General features: G+C 64.3%; 17 protein-coding genes. 10 read left to right on the forward strand and 7 right to left on the reverse strand.

Annotated features, from left to right (window positions below):
* Both HY058_07680 and HY058_07685 read right to left on the reverse strand, forming a co-directional pair.
* Positions 1 to 1,131: hypothetical protein (locus HY058_07680; GenBank protein ID MBI3497168.1), on the reverse strand; the 1,131-nt coding region annotated here is incomplete at its 3' end.
* 108 nt (positions 1,132 to 1,239) lie between these two features.
* Positions 1,240 to 2,502 (reverse strand): methyltransferase domain-containing protein, encoded by a 1,263-nt coding sequence (locus tag HY058_07685; protein ID MBI3497169.1) that lies wholly within the window; start codon positions 2,500 to 2,502, stop codon positions 1,240 to 1,242.
* Between the two features lie 112 nt (positions 2,503 to 2,614).
* Between HY058_07685 and HY058_07690 the strand changes: the two genes are divergently transcribed.
* From HY058_07690 to HY058_07700, 3 genes are read left to right on the forward strand one after another with little or no spacing between them, the layout of a single operon-like run.
* Positions 2,615 to 3,727: a DegT/DnrJ/EryC1/StrS family aminotransferase gene (locus tag HY058_07690; GenBank protein MBI3497170.1), complete on the forward strand. Its 1,113-nt coding sequence runs from the start codon at positions 2,615 to 2,617 to the stop codon at positions 3,725 to 3,727.
* Between the two features lie 13 nt (positions 3,728 to 3,740).
* Positions 3,741 to 4,586 carry a hypothetical protein gene (locus HY058_07695; GenBank protein MBI3497171.1) on the forward strand — a complete coding sequence of 282 codons (846 nt, stop codon included), beginning with the start codon at positions 3,741 to 3,743 and terminating at the stop codon, positions 4,584 to 4,586.
* The gene (locus tag HY058_07700) at positions 4,583 to 5,029 is read left to right on the forward strand and encodes a hypothetical protein (GenBank protein ID MBI3497172.1); all 447 of its coding nucleotides are present in this window, start codon (positions 4,583 to 4,585) and stop codon (positions 5,027 to 5,029) included. Before HY058_07695 ends, HY058_07700 begins: the two co-directional genes overlap by 4 nt.
* Before the next feature lie 45 nt (positions 5,030 to 5,074).
* Here HY058_07700 and HY058_07705 read toward each other — a convergent pair whose 3' ends face one another.
* From HY058_07705 to HY058_07720, 4 genes are read right to left on the reverse strand one after another with little or no spacing between them, the layout of a single operon-like run.
* Positions 5,075 to 6,889 (reverse strand): TIGR04372 family glycosyltransferase, encoded by a 1,815-nt coding sequence (locus HY058_07705; protein MBI3497173.1) that lies wholly within the window; start codon positions 6,887 to 6,889, stop codon positions 5,075 to 5,077.
* A 35-nt stretch (positions 6,890 to 6,924) separates the two neighbouring features.
* Entirely contained in the window at positions 6,925 to 7,851 is a 927-nt protein-coding gene (locus tag HY058_07710) for a transketolase (GenBank protein MBI3497174.1), read from the reverse strand.
* Entirely contained in the window at positions 7,851 to 8,702 is an 852-nt protein-coding gene (locus tag HY058_07715; GenBank protein ID MBI3497175.1) for a transketolase, read from the reverse strand. Before HY058_07715 ends, HY058_07710 begins: the two co-directional genes overlap by 1 nt.
* Positions 8,699 to 9,727 (reverse strand): phosphotransferase, encoded by a 1,029-nt coding sequence (locus HY058_07720; protein ID MBI3497176.1) that lies wholly within the window; start codon positions 9,725 to 9,727, stop codon positions 8,699 to 8,701. Before HY058_07720 ends, HY058_07715 begins: the two co-directional genes overlap by 4 nt.
* Before the next feature lie 64 nt (positions 9,728 to 9,791).
* On the opposite strand from HY058_07720, the gene HY058_07725 reads away from it, so the two are divergent.
* The 4 genes from HY058_07725 (at position 9,792) to HY058_07740 (ending at position 14,637) form a co-directional block, all read left to right on the forward strand.
* Positions 9,792 to 10,835 (forward strand): SDR family oxidoreductase, encoded by a 1,044-nt coding sequence (locus HY058_07725; GenBank protein ID MBI3497177.1) that lies wholly within the window; start codon positions 9,792 to 9,794, stop codon positions 10,833 to 10,835.
* On the forward strand, positions 10,825 to 12,432 hold the full coding sequence (locus HY058_07730; GenBank protein ID MBI3497178.1) for an adenylyltransferase/cytidyltransferase family protein: 1,608 nt from the start codon (positions 10,825 to 10,827) through the stop codon (positions 12,430 to 12,432). The genes HY058_07725 and HY058_07730 overlap by 11 nt, the downstream gene beginning before the upstream one ends.
* A complete protein-coding gene (locus HY058_07735) occupies positions 12,429 to 13,055 on the forward strand; it encodes an SIS domain-containing protein (GenBank protein MBI3497179.1) in 627 nt (208 codons plus the stop codon). Before HY058_07730 ends, HY058_07735 begins: the two co-directional genes overlap by 4 nt.
* A gap of 202 nt (positions 13,056 to 13,257) precedes the next feature.
* A complete protein-coding gene (locus HY058_07740; GenBank protein MBI3497180.1) occupies positions 13,258 to 14,637 on the forward strand; it encodes a sulfotransferase domain-containing protein in 1,380 nt (459 codons plus the stop codon).
* Positions 14,638 to 14,801: 164 nt separating this feature from the next.
* On the opposite strand, the gene HY058_07745 is transcribed toward HY058_07740, so the two are convergent.
* Positions 14,802 to 15,608 carry a class I SAM-dependent methyltransferase gene (locus tag HY058_07745; GenBank protein MBI3497181.1) on the reverse strand — a complete coding sequence of 269 codons (807 nt, stop codon included), beginning with the start codon at positions 15,606 to 15,608 and terminating at the stop codon, positions 14,802 to 14,804.
* 301 nt (positions 15,609 to 15,909) lie between these two features.
* Here HY058_07745 and HY058_07750 point away from each other — a divergent pair, with 301 nt between their 5' ends.
* The 3 genes from HY058_07750 to HY058_07760 all read left to right on the forward strand — a co-directional run bounded on the left by HY058_07750 (position 15,910) and on the right by HY058_07760 (position 19,976).
* Positions 15,910 to 16,911: an SDR family oxidoreductase gene (locus tag HY058_07750; protein ID MBI3497182.1), complete on the forward strand. Its 1,002-nt coding sequence runs from the start codon at positions 15,910 to 15,912 to the stop codon at positions 16,909 to 16,911.
* Positions 16,912 to 16,945: 34 nt separating this feature from the next.
* Complete coding sequence (locus HY058_07755; GenBank protein ID MBI3497183.1) at positions 16,946 to 18,226, forward strand: FkbM family methyltransferase; 1,281 nt, start codon at positions 16,946 to 16,948, stop codon at positions 18,224 to 18,226.
* A gap of 265 nt (positions 18,227 to 18,491) precedes the next feature.
* A complete protein-coding gene (locus HY058_07760) occupies positions 18,492 to 19,976 on the forward strand; it encodes a TIGR04372 family glycosyltransferase (protein ID MBI3497184.1) in 1,485 nt (494 codons plus the stop codon).
* Positions 19,977 to 20,192 lie beyond the last annotated feature (216 nt).

The following is a 20,192-nucleotide window of genomic DNA, read 5'->3' on the forward strand; positions in this document are numbered from 1 at the left end:
GAAATAGCTGGTGACCTCGGCGTTGGCGGCATATTTGACCGGCTCGCCCTTGAAGCCGCTCTCGCGCACGTGCAGGCAGACGAACCAGTCGCCCTGCTTCAGGCCGGCCCGCGCCAGCATCTCCCAGCCGCGGAGGTAGTCTCGGGGCTTGAGGGCGATGAGCGGCGGGCGCGCTTGCTCGTCCCAGGCCTTCTGCACCTCGGCCATCAGATGCTGGCACCACACCCGCCTGCCATTGGCTTCGACCATGGTCACGATCTTCGGATCGAGCACCTCGGCGTGCCCGGAGAGTTCCTGGATCTTCTGCGGATCTTCCACCAGCGTCAGATAGCGCCGCCAGTAGCTCAGGAACTCCCGGTTGAACGGACGGTCGCTCTCGGCCAGCACCAGGAGCTTGCGCTCGCGGCGCCAGCCCAATTTGTGCAGCTTGATGAAGTAGTCGAGAAAGCCGACATGCCCGATGCTGAAAAGCAGGCCGGTCAGCACGATCTCGAAGTCGGAATTGTCAGCGCCCATCGCCTGCCTACGCCGCTCCTGGGCATCCACCATGGCCGAATAGATCCGGTGCGCATCCTCGAAGCGGCCGACATCGCCCAAGGACACGCCGATCTGGAAAAGCAGGTCGACGTCGTGGCGGGCGATCGCGAGCGCCCGCAGGCCCACTTGCAGAAAACCGTGCAGGAACCCCAATGCGCCGTAGGCGCTCTCGAACTGGTAGTGCAGGCCGCGGAGCACGCGCGCGAGCTGTTCCAAGGCGCGGGCATCGGCCGGCGCGTCGATCAATGTGCGCACGAGGTAGGGAATGACGATGACCGCGCCGCCCTCGCTCTTGAGATGGGCTGCGACACGCGCAAGTGCTGCACCGATACGCGGTTCGATCGGTGAATCGAGGTCGCCGGTCCAGGCTTGGCCGTCGCCTTTGGCGTCGAACTTGATCGTCCCGTGTATGAATTCGCGCAGGCCCGAGGCGAGCAGCGGCGGCATCGCGCCGCGGGCCGCAGCTCTGAGAGCCGCCTGCACGCCCTCGATCCGCCCGATGGCACGATCTAAGGGGCTGTCCGCCTCGACCGACCGACCGAGTTCCCGAAGCGCCTCGCCATTCTCGAAAGGCGGCTCGCCGACCGCCATCATGCCACGGACGATCCCTGGCCAGGGCGGGGGCCCGAGGATGCCGTCGACCTCGGTCAGCAGCTCACTGGAATCCTGAGGTGTTTCCGTCATCGCAGAGAAGGTGAGGGGCTACCCGCCATGCACCGCGACATCGGGCAGCGGCACGATGAACTTGCCGCCGCCGGCGAGATAGCGCGAATGCTTGGCCATGATCGGGTCTGCATAGCGCCAGGCGAAGATCACGACCGCGCCCGTCTTCTCAAGATCGAGCTCGCTCGGCCGGCGGATCGGCAGCCGGTATCCCGGCCCGATGAGGTGATCCCCCCGCCGCGGATCGTCGTCCATAAGGAAATCGATCTTTGCCGCAAGATCGAACTGCGCGATGAGCGTCGTCGTGCCGACGGAGACGCCGTATCCGGCGATGCCGCGTCCACGTTGGCGCTCTGCCTCGACCAGCTCGCCCAGTCTCGCCCTGAGCGAGGCCACGTGCTCGACCAGCGGTCGGTAGAAGGCCGGCTGGTCCATGCCTAGGCGGATTTCATCGGCGACCAACCTCGCAACCGACGATGCCACGCGCCGAGGGCCGCCGGCATGCTGGACGCCGAGGCGGATCGAACCGCCCTTGGTCCAGATGTTTTGGACGTCGATGAGCTCGAGCCCTGACGCAGCGAAGAAACGCTGCAGCGGCCGCACCATGAAATAGGAGAGGTGCTCGTGATAGACGGTGTCCAGCAGCGTCTTCGTGATCACATCGGCGCCGTATTGGGTCTCCATCACAAAGACGCCGTCGGAAGCCAGCAGCTCCTTCAGGCCGCTGACGAGATCGCTGAGGTCATCGATGTTGGCGAATACGTTGTTGGCGATAATGATCTGGGCAGGACCGTATTTCGCCCGGACCTCGCGGCCGAGCGCGCCGTTAAAGAAGCGCGGCCAGGTCTCGACCCCGCTTGCCGTGGCGCTCCGGGCGATCTCCTCGGCCGGATCGATGCCAAGCACGAGGTGGCCCGCTTCGGCAAAGCAGCGCAGGAGCGTGCCGTCATTCGAACCGATCTCGACAACGAGCGCCCCAGTCGCCGGTTTGACCGATTCCCGCACCTCCCCGGCATAGCGGGCGAAGTGCTCGGCCAGGCCGAGCGAGCCGGATGTACGATAAACGTAGTTGCGATAGGTGAGCTCAGGGCTGACGATGACGCTGACCTGCAGCATGCCGCAGTCGCGGCAAAGATCGAGCCCGAGGGGTATCGCTTCGGTGAAGGCGGGGTGGTTCTGGTCGGCACCGGGCACAGCGAAGGTCGGCGTGGCGGCCGGGATGGCGCTGAGCGGCACCACGGTCTCCAAGCGCCTGGAACGGCACAAACGGCAATCCACTCGAGTCGCGAAGAGCGGCCGCATCCGTGAGCTAACCCCTTGATCCCGGAGCCTAGAACGCCGGCGAAGCTAGCATGGAGAGCCGTCGCGTGATAGGTTAGTTCAATCTGCCGAGTGTGGTTTCCTGGAACGACAAGTGGCTGATTCGACGGGCTTTATAACGCCGCTGCGCGACATCCCGTGGTGGCGAACAGAGGTCGGCGAGGAGGAGGTCGCGCGGCTGCTAGCGGCCGTGCGCGGCGAGCGGATCAGCGCGGGCGCGCTCACCCTTGAGTTCGAGTCGGCGCTGGCGCTGGAGCTGGGCGTCGCCCATGCGGTTTGCACCACCAGCGGCACCAGCGCGCTCCTGCTCTCCCTGATGGCGATCGGCGTCGGCCGCGGCGACGAAGTCATCGTGCCTGCCCGCACCTTCATCGCGACCGCGCATGCCGCCTACTGGCTCGGTGCGGAGGTGGTGCTGGCGGACTGCCTCCTGGACAGCCCCAATCTCGACACCGAAGCGCTGGACCGCCTGGTGACCCCTCGCACCAAGGTCATCATGCCGGTGCACCTGAACGGACGGGCGGTCGATATGGACCGATTGCTGGCCGTGGCCCGGCCGAGGGGCATCGCGGTCGTCGAGGACGCCGCGCAGGCGTTGTTCAGCCGCGATTCCATGGGACGGCATCTCGGCACCATCGGCGATGCCGGGTGCTACTCATTCGGCATGACCAAGCTCGTGTCGACCGGTCAGGGCGGTGCGGTGGTGACCAACCGCGCGGACCTCGCCAAACGCCTCAGACTCGCGCGCAACCATGGCGTGGAAGATCTGCAAACCCATGAATACCTGGTGCCCGGGCTCAATTTCAAATTCACTGACTTGCAAGCTGCGGTCGGCCTAGGGCAGCTGGCGAGCCGTACCCAGAAGGTGGAGCGATCGCTTGCGATCTACCGCGCCTACGAGTCGGTGCTGCAGCGCTACGGTTTCGTGCGCATGGTGCCGGTGGATGTCGAGCATGGCGAGGTGCCGCTTTGGGTCGAGGTGGCCTCGCCCGTACGCGAGCGGTTGATGACCTATCTTGCCGAGAAGGGTGTGCAGACCCGCCGATTCCTGCCGTGCCTCGACACCGCCCCGCATTTCCGCAGCGACCGGCGCTTCGCGAACTCGGCACGCTTCCACCGCGAGGGCTTCATCCTGCCCTGTGGACCGGCGCAGCCCATTGGGAACGTTGCCAGAGTGGCAGAGATATTGCAGAGCTTTCCGGCATGACCCGGCACACGCCATGACCGTCGTCGAGCGGGACGAGGCCTCGGCTGCACCGCCTGTCGGTGCGGCAGAGGGGCTCGAATCGATGCGTCGCAAGGGATATGCCGTTGTTTTGGCGGAAGATTTAGCGCCGCTGCGGCATATTCGCGACCTCGTCGTGGCGCAGGCCTCGGCACGCCTCGGCGTGACGGCCAAGGACGCCGAAGGCTTCCTCAATCGTTTCCACGAGCACGGCCTCCGGGACGTGGAGATGAACGAATTCCGCGTCAACCTCATCCAAAGCCTGTCCACCGGCACGAAGGTGGGCGAGGACATTTGGCAAGCCTTTCGCACCATGCTCATTGGATTGGTCGGACCGGACGTGCTGGTGCAGAAGGCGACCAATCTGGTCATCCAGCAACCCGGCAATAGCGACGGCACGCCGATTCACCGCGATGCCCCGCCGAATTCCGCCTTCGAGGTGGTTGTCTGGCTGCCGCTGGTCGACTGCTACGGGACGAAGGGAATGCGGGTTCTGGATATCGCCGAGACCCAGCGCGGGGTCGACCTGCAGTTGGCGGACGTCAAGTCGCAGAGAGCCCTCGAGGACTATGTGTGGTCCCACGGCGAGAACCCGGCCGTGCCGTTCGGCGCCGCGCTGTTCTTCTGGACCGGGCTGATCCACGCGGTGCCGGCCAACAGCGAAGCCGAGACGCGGTGGTCCCTCAATATTCGCTACAAGAACCTGTTCTCGCCGTTCGGCACCAAGGCGATGCCCGAGCATTTTCGTATCCTGGAGCTGTCGCCGCTGACCCGGATCGCCATGGATTGCAAGAAGCACCAGGTGCTCTCCAGCGCCTACGGCACGATCGGCCGGGGATGAAGAAGTTCTTCTCCGTGCTGGACACCGGCGTGATGAGCCTGGTGACGCAGCCGCTCCAGCACACGATCAATGTCGAGATGGCGCGCCGGGCGGGCGGCAAGATCATGTTCTATACGGGCGAGCGCTTCGAGACCTTGGCGACGCACGCGGTTCTGAAATCCAAGCTGGGCGAACGTCCTGAAATTGACGGCTTCGTCTTCTTCCGCCTGAAGCAATTCAATTACGGCCCCGACTTCAACTACGAATTCCTGCTCGACATTCTCGAGCATGGCTATGAGACCCACTTCTCGCGGGAGTCGTTTTCGCTGCGCTCGCCGGCCGAGCTCGATGCATTTCTGCCGACCTTGCTGACGCTCGAGCTCTTGGGTGATCCCGGACGCCAAGGGGCGCTGCGGCATTTTCTCGGCGCGGACTACGAGAACCTATGGACGATCATCGACTAGCGAGGCGTCTCGACTGTCGGATGAGCGGATCCGTATGCCGGAAGATCAGAGTAGGTCGCTGTGGCCTCGCAGGAAATCGCGGCCGATGCGGCTGTTGAGCCCGTAGCTCCCGTAGCGGCTGGCGTGGCTGACGGCGATGGCGTCGAACCGACGCTGAAGCTCCTGATCCTCGCCGGTTGCCTGGAACGACCCATCCAGGCGTTGCATCATCTCGGTGACGACGCCGAAGATCTCATCCTCGGTGTTGTCCACCAGCTCCACGCCCTGCGCGGCGAAGACGTTGGCGTTGTAGCACTGGCCGAGCGGCGGTTGCCAAGCCTCGGCGAAGCCGAGCAGGCGCTCATTGCGGCTCGAGCGATAAAGCTTGGGAATGAACAGGTCGCGGCCGCCATAGGGTCTGGCGGAAATCGGCGTCCAATTGGTTGCGATTGAGGGGATGTGAAAGGCGAATGGGACGTGGATGAGGCCGGAGGAGGTGCCGAGGTAGAAGCGGCATTGGGCGCAGCAGAATATGTCCATCCACTCGCTGCGCAGCTCCGAGTTGGCGTAGTCGATGACCCCATCCATCTTCGGGAGCATGCTCATGGACGGATCGCCCATGCGCAGCACCCAGCCGCCGCGTTCGACAATGTGCCGCATTGCCGGCAGAAATGTCCCGATATCGGCATTGGCGGAGTAGCGGAGCTTCTCGTCTTTGAAGCCGCCCTCGCGCACATGCACGCAGACGAACCAGTCGCCGCGCTTTAGACCCACGCGCTCCAGCGCATCCCAGCCGCGGATGTAGTCGCTCGGCTTGAGGGCGATGAGCGGCGGCCGTCCTTCCTCCTCCCAGGCCTTCTGCGCATCCGCCATGATGTGATGGCACCACGCCCGTTTGCCCTTGGCTTCGATGACGGCGTTGATCTTCACATCGAGAATGTTCGCGTAGGGCTGCAGCGCGGCGATCTGCTGCGGTTCCTCCACCAGCGTCACGTAGCGACGCCAATAGTCGAGGAATTCCCGATTGAATGGGCGATCGCTGTAGACGAGCACGACCAGCTTGCGCTCGGGGCGCCACCCCAGCTTCTGCAGCTTGATGTAATAGTCGAGATAGGCGATATGCCCGACGCCCAAGAGGAGGCCGTTGAGGAGGATCTCGATATTCTGATAGGTGTCTGGCGCAGTCGGGCGGCGCTTTTCCTGAGCATCCAGCGCGGCTGAATAGGCAAGGAACGCCTCGTCGAAGCGACCCATGTCGTTAAGCGCGACGCCCAGCTCGTAGTGAATGTCGACCTCCCCGGGATCGAGGACACTCGCCCGCCGCCCGATCGACACGAAGGCGCGGAACAGCACCAGCGCGCCGGGCAGCGAGGCGACCTCCTGATAAAGGCCGCGAACCGCGAGGGCGAGCTTTCTGAGCTCGCTCGCGTCATCGGGCGTGTGCAGGAGCGATCGGACGAGATAGAGAACGAGGACGAGCACCGAGCCGTTTTCTTGCAGATGCGAGGCAATACGTCGAAGGGCCGGTGCCACGGGTGCAAAGGCTGTCGGCGCGGGATCGTCGCCCAGCGACTCCAAATACCTGCCGACGTGGACGGCGAAGCGCACGAACTCGCGGGCGTTGTTGGGGAAGCCGGGAGGGGCCTCGGCGCCAAAAGCCCCCGCCAGCGCCAGCCGCACCTCTTCGATCGACTTGACGGCCCGGTCCAAAGGCGTGCCCATCACGGCGGCCCGGCCAAGTTGGCGAATGATGCTGCCGTCATCGAAGGGCGGGCTTGCGCGGCCCAGAAGCCCGCGGGCGATGCCTTCCCATGGCGACGGGCCGAGGATGCAATCGATCTTCGCGGTGAGTGCGTCTGCAGGCGCGCGCGCGTCAGCCATCGCCTTAGGGCGCCCGGTTCGGCGCGCCGTTGCGCTCAGTGGCGGGCCGCGATCGCATCGCGGATCCGGCGCGCGATCTCCTGCGGGTGGAGTCCGGCGCGCTCGAGCAAATGCTCCTGGCTGCCATAGTCGTCCGGGAACTCATCGGGAAGTGCCAGGCGCAAGGTCGGGACCGAGACGGCCTCGTCGGCGAAGAGTTCGACCACGGCGGCGCCGAGCCCGCCGATGCGGCTGTGCTCCTCGATGGTGACTACGAGACCGGCTTGGCGCGCGGCGTCGAGCACCGCAGCCTCGTCGAGCGGCTTGACGGTCGGCAGATGCAGGACCCCGAGATCGATGCCATCAGGCGCCAGCAGCTCCGCGGCCGCGAGCGCACGGTCGGCCATAACACCCGTGCACAAGGCCGCGGCTTGGCCTGCGCGCTTCAGCTCGATCGCGCGGCCGATGGCAAAGCCGTGCTCCGGCTTGGTCACCACCTTGTCGCCGCCCTTGGCGAGGCGAATGTAGATCGGGCCCGGCCAATCGAGGGTGGTCACCATGAAGCGGCGCATCTCTTCCGCATCGGCCGGCGCCACCACCGTCATGTTCGGCAGCGCCCGCATGATCGCAATGTCCTCGATCGCCATGTGCGTCGGCCCCAGCGGCGCATATACGAGGCCGCCGCCATTGGCGATCAGGCGCACCGGCAGATTGTGGAGGCAGAGATCGACGGCCACCTGCTCATAGCAGCGCCGCGTGAGGAAGGTGGCGATGGTGCACACATAGGGGATGTAGCCGTCCATGGCGAGGCCGGCGGCCATGCCGATGATCGCCGCCTCGGAGACGCCTTCCATGAAGAAGCGGTCGGGCATCTCCTTGCGCATGGCGTCCAGAGTGCCGACACCGAGATCGGAGCCGATGAACACCACGCGCGGGTCACGCTTGGCCAGCTCGTGCACCATGCGCATGCTGGTCTCGCGCATTATGCCGGCCCGCTCTCGAGCGCTTGGCGCAAGGCTTCGGCCTGCTCCGGCGACAGCCTCGACTTGTGATGCCAAGCGGCATTGTGCTCGCATTCGGGGATGCCTCGACCCTTGACCGTATGGCAAATGACGGCGCTGGGGCGATCGTTGGCGAGCGGCAGCCTAGCGAAGGTCTTCCGGAGCTGGGCGACATCGTGGCCATCGGCCTCGGCCACTGCGAAGCCGAAGGCGCGCCATTTGTCGGCGATCGGCTCGAGCCCCAACACGTCGGCGACCCGGCCGTAGGACTGCATTTTGTTGTAGTCGATCACGGCGGTGAGATGCGTCAGCTTGTGCTTGGCGGCAGCCAACGCCGCTTCCCACACCGAGCCTTCATCGGTCTCGCCGTCGCCCATGACCACGATTACCCGGCTCGGCCGGCGCTGCATGCGGGCGGCAAGAGCCAATCCGACGCCGATGCCGAGGCCATGTCCCAATGCCCCCGTCGAGGCTTCGACGCCCGGAGTCTTCACCTCGGGATGGCCGCCCAGCAAGGCTCCAGCCTTGCATTGCTTCGACAGCTCCGCGATCGGAAAGAATCCTTTGTCGGCGAGCAGCGCATAGAGAGCGAGGCAGCCATGGCCCTTGCTCAAGAGGCAGCGGTCGCGATCCGGCCAGCGCGGCTCGTGCGGGCGCACGCGAAGGACATCGTCGTAAAGAACACGAAGGATCTCGACGAGCGATAGCGCCGCGCCGACATGGCCGCGGCCCCCGCCGTAGAGCGCGTCGATGATGAGCCGGCGCAGCTGCCGCGATCTCTCGTCGAGGGGACTCTGTCGCGGAGCACCGGCAATCGAGGACGCTGAACTCATTGGCTTGGGTGATAGCCCGCTACGATCGCCGTGTAAAGAACGCGGGCCTTGGCCAGCTGACGGGCCTTGGCCGCCTCCCAGTCGCCGTCACCGCCGGCATGACGGCGACGGATCCAGCGCTCCGGCAGGAACTCGTTCAACACGATGAGGCACCAGCGTATGCCGATGAGAGGCAGGAACTGCGCCAGGCGTCGAGGAAACTCGCTGTCCTCGGCGAGCAGCGCCGCCATACGGTCGTTGAATCGCCTGCTTTCCTCGGGCGGTAAACACATCGCCGGATGCCAGGTGACGTCGGCAGCGAGCTTCGCTGGATCATCCCAACCGAAATACTCGAAATCGAGGAATACCCGGCTGCCATCGGGCCGGAGCAGCATGTTGTGGAAGCCGAAATCCGAGGGAGAGAGAACGCGCCGCTCGGGTGCCAGCTCGGCATCGGGATCGATCCCGGCAGCTGCATAGGAGCGGAGGGCGCGCGCGGCGAAGGCTTCCAGCAGGGGCTCGAGCTCGCCCGCGAGGAACTGCCGGAGGCTGGGATCCGGAGATTCGCGAAGCCGGGCGAGACGTCGATGGTTCTGCCGGATCAGCTCGGCGAGCGACAGACAAGCCTCGGAAGCCGACGGCAGTTCCTGCGCCAGGGGATCCGAGCGTAGGGGCAGGAGGCGGGCGACAAAGTCCAGCATGGCGTCGAGGTCTGCGGGCGAACCCGTCAAGAGCCGCCAGCCCTCGATCCATTCATAGGCCGCCCAGCCCGAGTCAGGGTCGGCCGCGACCGGCTGGGGCACGCTGCCGGGAAGCTTCGGGGCGACCAGCCTGAGGGCGTTGAACTCGTTGCCCAGGCGGTCCCGGGCATCACCGTCCCGGGTCGCGTAGTGCTTCAGGGCAAAGCGGGTGGAGCCTGCGGACACCAGATAGAGGCGGTTATTGCCGCCGCCGGCAATCCGTTCGACGGCGTCGACGGGCCCCCCGAGCAGTCGCTGGGCGATCCGCGCAATGTCTCCGGCGGCGGGCTCGCCATCATCGGTCATGGCAACAGTTTACCACGCCTCGTCTTCGTTGCGCTTCAAGGGGGTATCGATTAAACGTCTGACTATGGGACAAGCAGCGGCCGGCGGCCGCGGGACCGACCTTGTTACCGGCGGGGCCGGATTTATCGGCAGCCATGTGGTCGACGCCCTGTTGCGTCGCGGCCGGCGCGTACGGGTCGTCGATAACTTCGCCACCGGCCGGCCAGCGAATCTGGGTCAGCACCAAGGCAATCCGGCGCTCACGGTCATCGAGGCGGATGTGGCCGATATGGAGGCCATGCGCAAGGCCGCAGCCGGAACCGAGCGGGTATTTCACCTCGCGGCCCTGGCCGATATCGTGCCCTCGATCCAACGCCCGGAGGCGTATTTCCGGGCCAATGTCGATGGCACCTTCGCTGCCCTGGAGGCCTCCCGGGCCGCCGGTGTGAGGCGCTTCGTCTATACCGCCTCGTCCTCCTGCTATGGCCTTGCCGAGGTATTTCCCACGCCCGAAACGGCTCAGATCGATACGCGCTATCCCTATGCCTTGACCAAGTACCTGGGCGAACGGCTGGTCCTGCACTGGGCTTCGGTCTACGGGTTGCCGGCGCTGTCGTTGCGGCTCTTCAACGTCTATGGGCCCAGGGCCCGCACCTCGGGCACCTATGGCGCCGTCTTCGGCGTCTTTCTCGCCCAGAAGCTGGCCGGCAAACCCATGACCGTGGTCGGCGACGGCGAGCAGACGCGGGATTTCACCTTCGTCACCGACGTCGCCCGCGCTTTTCTCATGGCGGGCGAATCGGATCGCTCCGGAGAGGTGTATAATGTGGGTACGGGCCGGCCGCAGAGCGTCAACCGGCTGGTCGAGCTGTTGGGGGCGAGCGGGGTGGAGCATCTTCCCAAACGACCGGGCGAGCCGGATTGCACCCATGCGGACACGCGGCGCATCGAGCGCGATTTGGGCTGGCGCGTGGAGGTCTCCTTCGAGGAGGGGGTCCAGCGCATGCTGGAGGTGATCGAGCATTGGCGCGAGGCGCCGGTGTGGTCGAAGGACAAGATCGCCGAGGCGACCACGGATTGGTTCAAATATCTGGGCGCCCCCGGGGCAGGCACCGGGCATGGCCGCTAACTCCCAAGCCAATGAGCGGCGCACCCCGCCGCCGGGGAGGCGGCGAGTGGACCAGGCCGAGCGCACCCGGCCGGCGCGCTCGAAGATCCGCACCGTCGACGATCTGGCTCGGATCACCCAGGACGCAAGAGCCGCCGGCCAGAAGGTCGTCCTTGCCCACGGCGTCTTCGATCTCGTGCATTTGGGCCATGTGCGCCATCTCGAGGCCGCCCGCCGGCACGGCGACCTCCTGATCGTCTCGGTCACCGCCGACGCCTTCGTCAACAAGGGGCCCGGACGACCGGCGTTCGCCGATTATCTCCGGGCCGAGGTGCTGGCCGCCCTCGAATATGTGGACTGGGTCTGCGTCAGCAACTCGACCGATGCGATCGAGGTGATCACCCGCATCAAGCCCGACTTCTATGCCAAAGGCTCGGACTATGCCGAACCCGCCGCCGACTTGACCGGCAAGATCACCGAGGAGCGGCAGGCGGTGGAGGCCCATGGCGGCCGGCTGGTGCTGACCGACGAGGTGACCTCAAGCTCGACCAAGCTCATCAACCGCTACCTCAATATCCTCGATCCGGCGTTGAGGGAATATCTCGAGCGGCTGCGCAGCGAGGTCAGCTTCGAGCAGATCCAGGAGCTTGTCGACGGCGTGCGCGACTATCGCGTGCTCATGGTCGGCGACGCCATCGTTGATGAGTATCAATACGTGGCGCCGATGGGCAAGGCGGCCAAGGAAAACATGATCGCGACCCTGTTCAAGGATCGCGAGCTCTTTGCCGGCGGCGTCATCGCTGCCGCCAACCACGTTTCCAACTTCTGCGCAGAGGTTGACGTCATCACCTGTGTCGGCAGCGAGGATAGCCAGGAGGAGCTGCTGTTCCGGGCCCGCAACGAGAACGTCAACCTGCGCCTCATCGAGCGGCCTGGAGCGCCCACCACGCGCAAGTGCCGGTTCGTGGATCCGGCCTATATGCGCAAGCTGTTCGAGGTCTACACGATGGAGGACACGCCGCTCGACCGCGAGCGGGAGCAAGAGCTGCAGAGCATGCTCAAGGAAAGTATCGCCGGCTATGACCTGGTGATCGTCACCGATTTCGGCCACGGCTTTATCGGTCCGTCCACGGTCAAGCTCCTCACCGAGACGGCGCCCTTCCTTGCCATCAACGCGCAATCGAACAGCGCCAATATGGGCTTCAACCTCATCACCAAATATCCGCGCGCCGACTATCTCTGCATCGACGCGCCGGAGGCGCGATTGGCGACCGGCGACAAGTTCGCCGAAATCGAGGAGATTGCCACCAAGCGGCTGCCGGCCCTGATCGATTGCCAGCGCCTGATCCTGACCCATGGCGGGCTTGGCTGCTACACCTATGCGCGCAAGGAAGGGATGAACCGCATTCCGGCGATGACGCGCACGGTGGTCGACACCGTCGGCGCCGGCGATGCCTTCCTCGCCATCACTTCGCCTTTGGTCAAGGCCGGCGGCAACATGAAGGTCATCGGCTTCATCGGCAACGTGGTGGGCGCGCTCAAGGTCGGCATCGTCGGCCACCGCTCCTCGGTCGACAAGGCCTCGGTCTTGAAGTCGGTGAAGGCGCTCCTGCAATGAAGCCGGCCAAGAAGCCGCCGGCCCCGGGCGACCCCGGCACCGCCGATCGGTTGCGCCGTTACCTGGCGGTCTTGACCGGGGTCTTGGCCGAGGCGGAAGCGACCGCCGCTGACGGCAGTCCCATTTCCATGGGGGCGGCAACGGACTGGACCATCGCCACCGCGCGCGCCGCCCATGCCGCCGGCAACAAACTCATGTTCATCGGCAATGGCGGCTCGGCGGCGATCGCCAGCCACATGGCGAACGACTTCTCCAAGAATGGCGGCATGCGCTCTCTTGCCTTCAATGACGGAGCGTTCCTCACCTGCCTCGGCAACGACTACGGCTATGAGCACGTCTTTGCCAAGCAGGTGGAGTTCCATGCCCGCGCCGGCGATCTCCTGGTGGCGATCAGCGCCTCGGGGCGCTCGCCCAACATCTTGAACGGCGTTCGGGCGGCCGCTGCGGCGGGCTGCAAAGTGCTCACCTTGAGCGGATTCGGTGCGGACAACCCATTGCGCCGCATGGGCGAGGTCAACGTCTATCTGCCCTCGAAGGAATATGGCTTCGTCGAATCGGGGCATCTGACCCTGCTCGGCGGGATCCTCGATCTCGCCATGGGCTGGGGTGCTTCGAGGCAATGAAGAGGCGGATCGGGCGCTCTACGAGCGGCGGCCCCGTCCGATGCGCTGGATCCGACCGCTCCAGGAATCCGGCTGCTGAATAAATCGGAAGATGGCGACCATACATGTCGGGTCGGCCGACATGGGAGGAATCCAGTAAGCCGACGTGCCGGATGATTCCGTCGGGAGCGGACCGCTATCGTCCGTTTCTTGAGGCTGGTTGTTGCATAGTCGCGCCTCGCCCATCATTCTCATTCTTTGTAGATCCAATCTCCCGTGTCATGGAGACAATCGCGCGGGTATGAAACGTCAACATCGAATCATCGCGCTCGCGCTGCCGAGGGAACCCGAGCCGTCGAGCGCCGTCGTGCGGCAGCTTGCCGAATTCGTTCAGGCCTATGCGCGGACACAGTTGGTGTGTCTCTTGGACCTTGGCGGCGCCAGCGGCGTCTACCGAACGGCGCTCGGCGCCGAGCGCTGCATCTACGTCGATTGCAACTCCAGCTACCTGCAGCAGCATTGTCGCTGGGAGATTGTCGATCCCGGCCTGCTTTCCGGCGCCATTCGTTTCGTCGTGGTCCTGGCACCGCCGGCGACTTATCTGGCGGCGCTGCGCACGGTCTATGACCGCTTCCCGGGACGGCCCATCGTCATACTTCCCTTTGCCGGTCCCGGGCATGCGCCCGGCATGCTCCCTCCAGTCGCCACCGCACCGCTTGGAGATGATTCTCCCATCGTCTTTAGCCTCTATCCCGGTTGTGGCAGCAACCGGCTGCGCCCGGTCGTTCGCGGGCTGATGTTCTGGCTTGAGAAGCGTTTTGTTGCGGCGGTCGCACCCAATACGAATCGGCGGTTCCTCGCTTCGATCGAAGCCCCCGCCCTGGGCTTCGGCGACTATCCAAAGCTCAGATGCGCGTTGGACGACGCCTGTCGCCGCTCCTTCGATCTATTGGACCTGGATTGCTGGAGCGAAGTCCACGACCATGTGTCGACCGACATGCTGGCCCAACTGGCGGGCTGCAAGGTGGTGGCGCTCTACCGCGATCCCAGGGACTACATCGTCTCGCTCTACCACTGGCTCTGCGACCGCATCCATCGCGATCGCTTCGAGACGTTGGCCAAGCTTGCGAAGGAAGACGGGCTGCTGACGCTGATCGACGGTTTGGCCAGCCGAACTGCGGCGGGGGATTCAGTATACCAGGTGCCGCCGTTGGCGAGTGTCGCTCGCGATTTTGCCGCGCTGCGGCGGCACCCGCATATTTTGGCCGTGAGCTACGAGGAGGCACGGCTCGATCCCCGCCCTCTGTATCGCCGCATGATCGCCTGGCTTGGGCTCGACGACGTGGCGTTCCATGACATTCCCGACGAGGGACTCGACCACATGATCTCGCTCGGGGGGTTTGCCGCACAGTCCGGCGGCGTCTACACCGAAGGAACGGGGGACACCTATCACCGGTCCGCAACCTTGGGCGTAACTGGCCTGCGCAAGGGCATCGTCGGCGACTGGAAAAACCACTTCTCGCCGAAGCTCAAGGATCATGCCAAGGAGCTGATCGGAGAGTCGCTGATAGAGCTCGGCTACGAGAAGGATCTCAACTGGTAGTGCCTGGGGCGCGGTATCCAGCTCAATATGAAAAGAGTTCAAGGAAGCCGCGACCGGACCTGCTGGCAGGCGCGACGCGATCGCAATCCCGGCGGCGTCATCGGCCGGATGATCCGCATCGAAAGCTGTCGACCTCCCGCCGTCGTTACCGCCCGCGCCGATTTTCAGCCCGTTCCGTTCCTTGCTGCCCACGCGCGGGTGAGATACGGCGTAGCGATTTCCGGCACGTTCGCAAGTCGTTCGTCGAGCCAAGCAAGAAATCGAGCAAATCGTTCCGGACCAAGCTGCACGCGGATATCGTTCACCGAACGCCAAACGCCGATATAGGCCTCGCGGGAGCGGATCTCGACATGCCGCCCTTCGAGATAGACCACCGTGCTGAATCCGCCCTCCGTTCTGAGCCGATCGCCGAGCTGTTCGGTAACTCCAGAGCGGCCGGAGGAGATCCGCTCTATCTCCGGCCCAAGCCGGCCCAACTCCGCCTCGATTTCCGTCAGCAGCGGCGACTCCTCGATTTGCCGAGGGTTCCACAACGCGCAGCACCAACCGCCGGTCCTCAATACACGACGGAATTCGGCGGTCCCGCGGGCAAAATCCACCCAATGGAACGACGAGGCCATGGTCAGGAGATCGGCGCTGGCGTCTGCCAGGCCCGTGGCTTCACCGCTGCCCTCGCGCCATGCAATCGACCGTGCCGCCGCCGTTCCAGCCGAACTGGCAGTGCCGGCGGCACGCATGGCGGCATTGGGTTCCACCGCAATGATCGATCGAAAACCGGCCGCGGCCAGCATCCGCGTCCAAATGCCGGTGCCGGCACCGACGTCGACCGCATCGAGGCCGGTTGGCGGTGCCCCCAGGAGACCGATCAGCGCCGCGCGCACGTTCGCGTCATAGCCCGGACGATAGAGAGCATAGTCCGTCGCGAGTTCGGTGAAGTCGCCGTGCGTAACCGGTGGTTCCTTAACCGTCATGGGCAAGCGGCCTTGCTGTGGCAGGGACCCTCGGGGAGACCGGGTTGCTCGGCTCGGACCGGCAAGCTCCCATGGAACACCGATACTTCCGCATGCGACCCGGAAGGTGATGCCTCGACAATTCTAACACTCCGGTTGGGGTCGATACACTGTAGACTATGACGTCGATTGCCTTCGTTGCGCACCGTCTCTGTGTTAAAATTCAGCAGTCGATCCGAATCATCCGTTGGCGGTGGCGGCTTCGGATCGGCGTCCATTCGCGGCGGTTGCATTGAGGCGGGACAAATCCGAGTGGGGCGGCATGGCAATGCGTCGTTGGAACGTGATGGTGACCGGCGGTGCCGGCTATGTCGGCAGCGTGCTCGTGCCGAAGCTCCTGGCAGAGGGGCACGGCGTCACCGTGCTGGACCTCTACATCTACGGCCGCGATATCTTCGCCGATCTACGGCGCAATCCCGGGTTTCGGGAGGTGCGAGGCGATCTTCGCGACGCTAAGGCGGTCGAGGATGCGCTGCACGGCTGCGATGCGGTCATCCACCTCGCCTGTATCTCGAACGATCCGTCATTCGATCTCGATCCCGAGCTCGGCAAGTCGATCAACTACGATTGCTTCCGTCCGCTGGTGCAGGCGGCGAAACGGGCGGGCGTGGAGCGCTTCGTCTATGCGTCCTCGTCCAGCGTCTATGGCGTCAAGGATGTGCCGAACGTGACCGAGGATGAGCCTCTGGTGCCGATCACCGACTATGCCAAATACAAGGCCATGTGCGAGGACGTCCTCAAGGAAGAATACGCACCGGGCTTCACCGCCCTGACCGTCAGGCCCGCGACCGTGTGCGGCTACGCTCCGCGCCTTCGGCTCGATCTCACCGTCAACATTTTGACCAGCCACGCCTACAACAAGCACCTGATCACCGTATTCGGTGGCGAGCAGAAACGCCCCAACCTCCACATCGAGGACATGGCCGAGCTTTATCTCGAGTCGCTACGCCAGCCCGCCGAGAAGATCGATCGCAACGTGTTCAATGTCGGCTTTGAAAATCACAAGGTAATCGAAATCGCCGACATGGTGCGCCGGGTGGTCGGCCCCGACGTCGAGGTGCGGGTGACGCCGTCCGACGACCACCGCTCCTATCATATCTCCTCGGAGAAGATCCGCCGCGAGCTGGGCTTCGTGCCCAAGCATTCCATCGGCCACGCGGCGGAGGGTCTGGCTCGGGCATTCCGCGACGGCAAGATTCCCGGATGGGATACCGATCCGCGCTACGTCAACATCAAGATGATGAAGCAGATCGATCTCAGATGACCCCGCGACGGATCGCCGCTGCACGGAGGGCGCCTTGACCCAGCACCTTGACCCTGAGCGCCTCTACGTCCACCACGTCGGAGGGCGGCTGTCCAACATCGACGGCCAAGGCTTTCCCTTGCCCCTCGCCAAGCCGTTCTTGCCCGACGTCGACGTCTATCTTTACGAGGCCGATGCCAATTGCATCGAGCAGATCTACAACGTCAATCAACATCTGCCGGTAAAGCTCGAAGTCATCAACGGCGCGGTTGCCGCCGCCAGCGGCCGAACGAAGTTTCACCTTTGCCACGATCGCTACGGCAGCTCCTTGATACCGCTGAATCCGCGCTATCGCACCTTATATTCCCTTGCCAACGCCTATGGCGACTTTACCTGCTGGGACTCCGGACGAACGGTGGAGGAGATCGAAATCGATGCCGTCAGCATCGATGATCTCCGCCGTCGCCGCGGCTTTCTCGTAGACTTTCTCTCGACCGACGCCGAAGGCGCCGATTTCGATCTGCTTCAGGGAGCGCGCGAGACGCTGAAGGAGCACAGCATCGGCTTCTACTGCGAGGCACAGCTCATCGAGTACCGCAAGCCATCGCGGCATTTCGGGCACATCATCGATTTTGCCGACTCGATCGGCTATCGGCTGGTCCGTTACGACAACCACGGTGATCTTTTCTACTATCGCGGCCCGATCGGCGCGCGGGGCCAGGGTTCGAACATCTTCGGCGACGCGCTCTTTCTCAAGGAGATCGATGACGTCCTCGGCCGTCCGGAGCCCGGACGCCAGCTGAGGAAGCTCGCCTTCGTCGCCTTCTGCTTCGGGCAAGTGGAATATGCGATGGAAAGCCTGAAAGCGCTCGCGGGTCTTCCGGGCGAAGCGACCGTCCCTTCCGATCTGGTCTACAGAACGTTTCTCGACCGTGCGGCCGAAACCCACCGGTCGATGCCGGCGCTCTACCCGCCTCGCTATGTCGATTGCTACTCGGTCGCCGATGCGAAGGCCTTCAACGCCCCTGATGTCACCGCGCCATTGCCGCCGCATTCCGTTCATGCGGTGCGGGAGCGGTATTTCAGCTACACCGACAGAGCAGGCTTCCTTGCGGCGGTGCAGGCCCTTTCCGGCGCCGTCCATACGAGCTTCGAGCAGCTGCTTCTGGACCATGAAATGGCGCCGCTCGCGCGGCTAGTCCGCGAACGGCGGATAGCCGCACTCGGCAGGACCTTGCGTACTCTCGGCTACGCGAAAGACGTCGGCGGGCAGCTGCACCTCGATGTCGATGCGCTGCAGGCGAGCCTCGGGGAGTTCATAGGCAAAGCCACCTAGGGCGCCGATCGGAGCTTTTTATCGCGATGAAAAGCACGCGCCATTGATCTCGATATCGGACAATGCCGTCGCATCGAGTTCGGCCGACCGGTCCACGGCCGTTGCCGACGATCTGTTGCGCCGGGGAGAGCGACAAAAGGCGTTCCTCGCCTACCGTGACGTTCTGGCGGTGCATCCGGACCATCCCCAGGCGCTGCTGGGAACGGCGCTGATCCTCAGCCTCTCCGGAAATCATCGGCAATCCTACAGGTTTACCCGCGCGGCCTTGGCCTCGGCGCCCGACATGCCAGGTGCCTGGCATCTGCTTTCGACGCTCGGGGTGGCGATGATTGACCCGCGTGCCGTTGCGCAGGCGGCTTGGCGCGCGGTAGCGATCGATTCAAATTTCGCCGCTGGCCATATCAACCTGGGAAAGGCGCTGATCGCGCTCTACGAGACCAACCCCGACCTGCCGGGCGTCTTTGCTTTGCACGAGAAGGGCTTGGCCGCCTTGGACCGCGCGCTTCGGCTCGACCCGGATTGTCTCGGCTATTCCTATATGGCCGCGTTGCACGCGGCGGCAGGGAATCCCGAGACCACACGGACGCTCTATGATGAGCACTTTCGGCGGACCGGTCTCCTCACCGAAACCGTGGTGCCCGGTGGTTTTCGCATCATCCCCCGGGAAGTAACCCGCGCCATCGGCAACCTCGCACTCATCGATTTCTACATCAAGATGCTTCTGCTCGGCTGGCGGCCGCCGCACACCGTAAAGGCGATCGCACCGCCGGGGAAGGTCGCCAACATGCATTACCTTCGTTGCTGGCGACGCTACCTGATCGTGATCGACGACCCCAAGGAAATCGCCGAAGTCGAGCCGCATTATCGCCGTGGCGATTGTGGCATAGGCGGTTTGGTCGTGCAGGGGAGGACGCGGCTGTTTCCCGAGGCTGCGGCAGCGGCGCAGGTCCAATGGGAGGCGGAGCGGCGTCCGCCGCTGCTCGATCTCGATGAGGAGGACGCGGTTCGTGGCGAGGCGGTGCTGCGGGAGATGGGTCTTGGCGCGAACGACTGGTTTGTCGGCCTGCATGTGCGCGAATCGGGCTTTCATCGCGATATCGGGCGCAATAGCCCGATGGTGTATCGCAATGCTTCCATCGATCGGTTCGGCCCCGCCATCGAGGCGATCGCAAAGCGCGGCGGCTGGGTGATCCGGATGGGCGATCCCAGCATGACGCCGCTCGGATCGCACGAGCGAGTGATCGACTACGCGGTCGGTCCCCGCAAGAGCGAATGGATGGATGTGTTCCTATGCGCCCGCGGCCGCTTCTTCCTTGGGAGTGCCTCTGGCATGCACATGGTCCCGGCCACCTTCGGCGTGCCATGCGCCATCGCCAATGCGGCTCCCATGGGCTCGAGACCCGTTTTCGCGGCCGACATTTTCATTCCAAAACTGTATTGGTCAAAGCTCGAAGGTCGCTATCTCGGCTTCGTGGAGAGCACGGCGCCGCCGCTCGGGCATGCGGCTCATGCCGGATTGTTCGAAACGCGCGGGGTGGAGCTCGTGGAGAACACGCCGGAAGAAATCGAGGGTTTGGTTGCCGAGATGCTGGATCGCTTGGACGGGAGCGCCGGCTACAGTGCAGAGGATGAAATGCTGCAGGCGCGGTTCCGCGCGGAAACCGCCCCCTTTAGCGCCTGGGGCACCAACAGCCGGATCGGCCGGGATTTTCTGCGGTTTCATGCCGCGCTGCTGGAATCCCGACAATAGCTCGATGCACGGCTTCGTCGCCGCGTCTGCCGGCTTGCGGGCATGGGGGAGTTCTGAAATGTCATAACCAGGAAATTTCCACTGATAGCATAATAATTCAGTAGAAACGTTTTGAATTCGTGACCATTATATTGAAGTAATTAGAGTCGATAACGAGAATAGTCCTGAATCAGGCGTTGCAAGGATTGCATCGCAGGCCCGGTGCTTGTTGCAATT

It is taken from the genome of Pseudomonadota bacterium, from assembly GCA_016195085.1.
Taxonomy (GTDB): domain Bacteria; phylum Pseudomonadota; class Alphaproteobacteria; order SHVZ01; family SHVZ01; genus JACQAG01.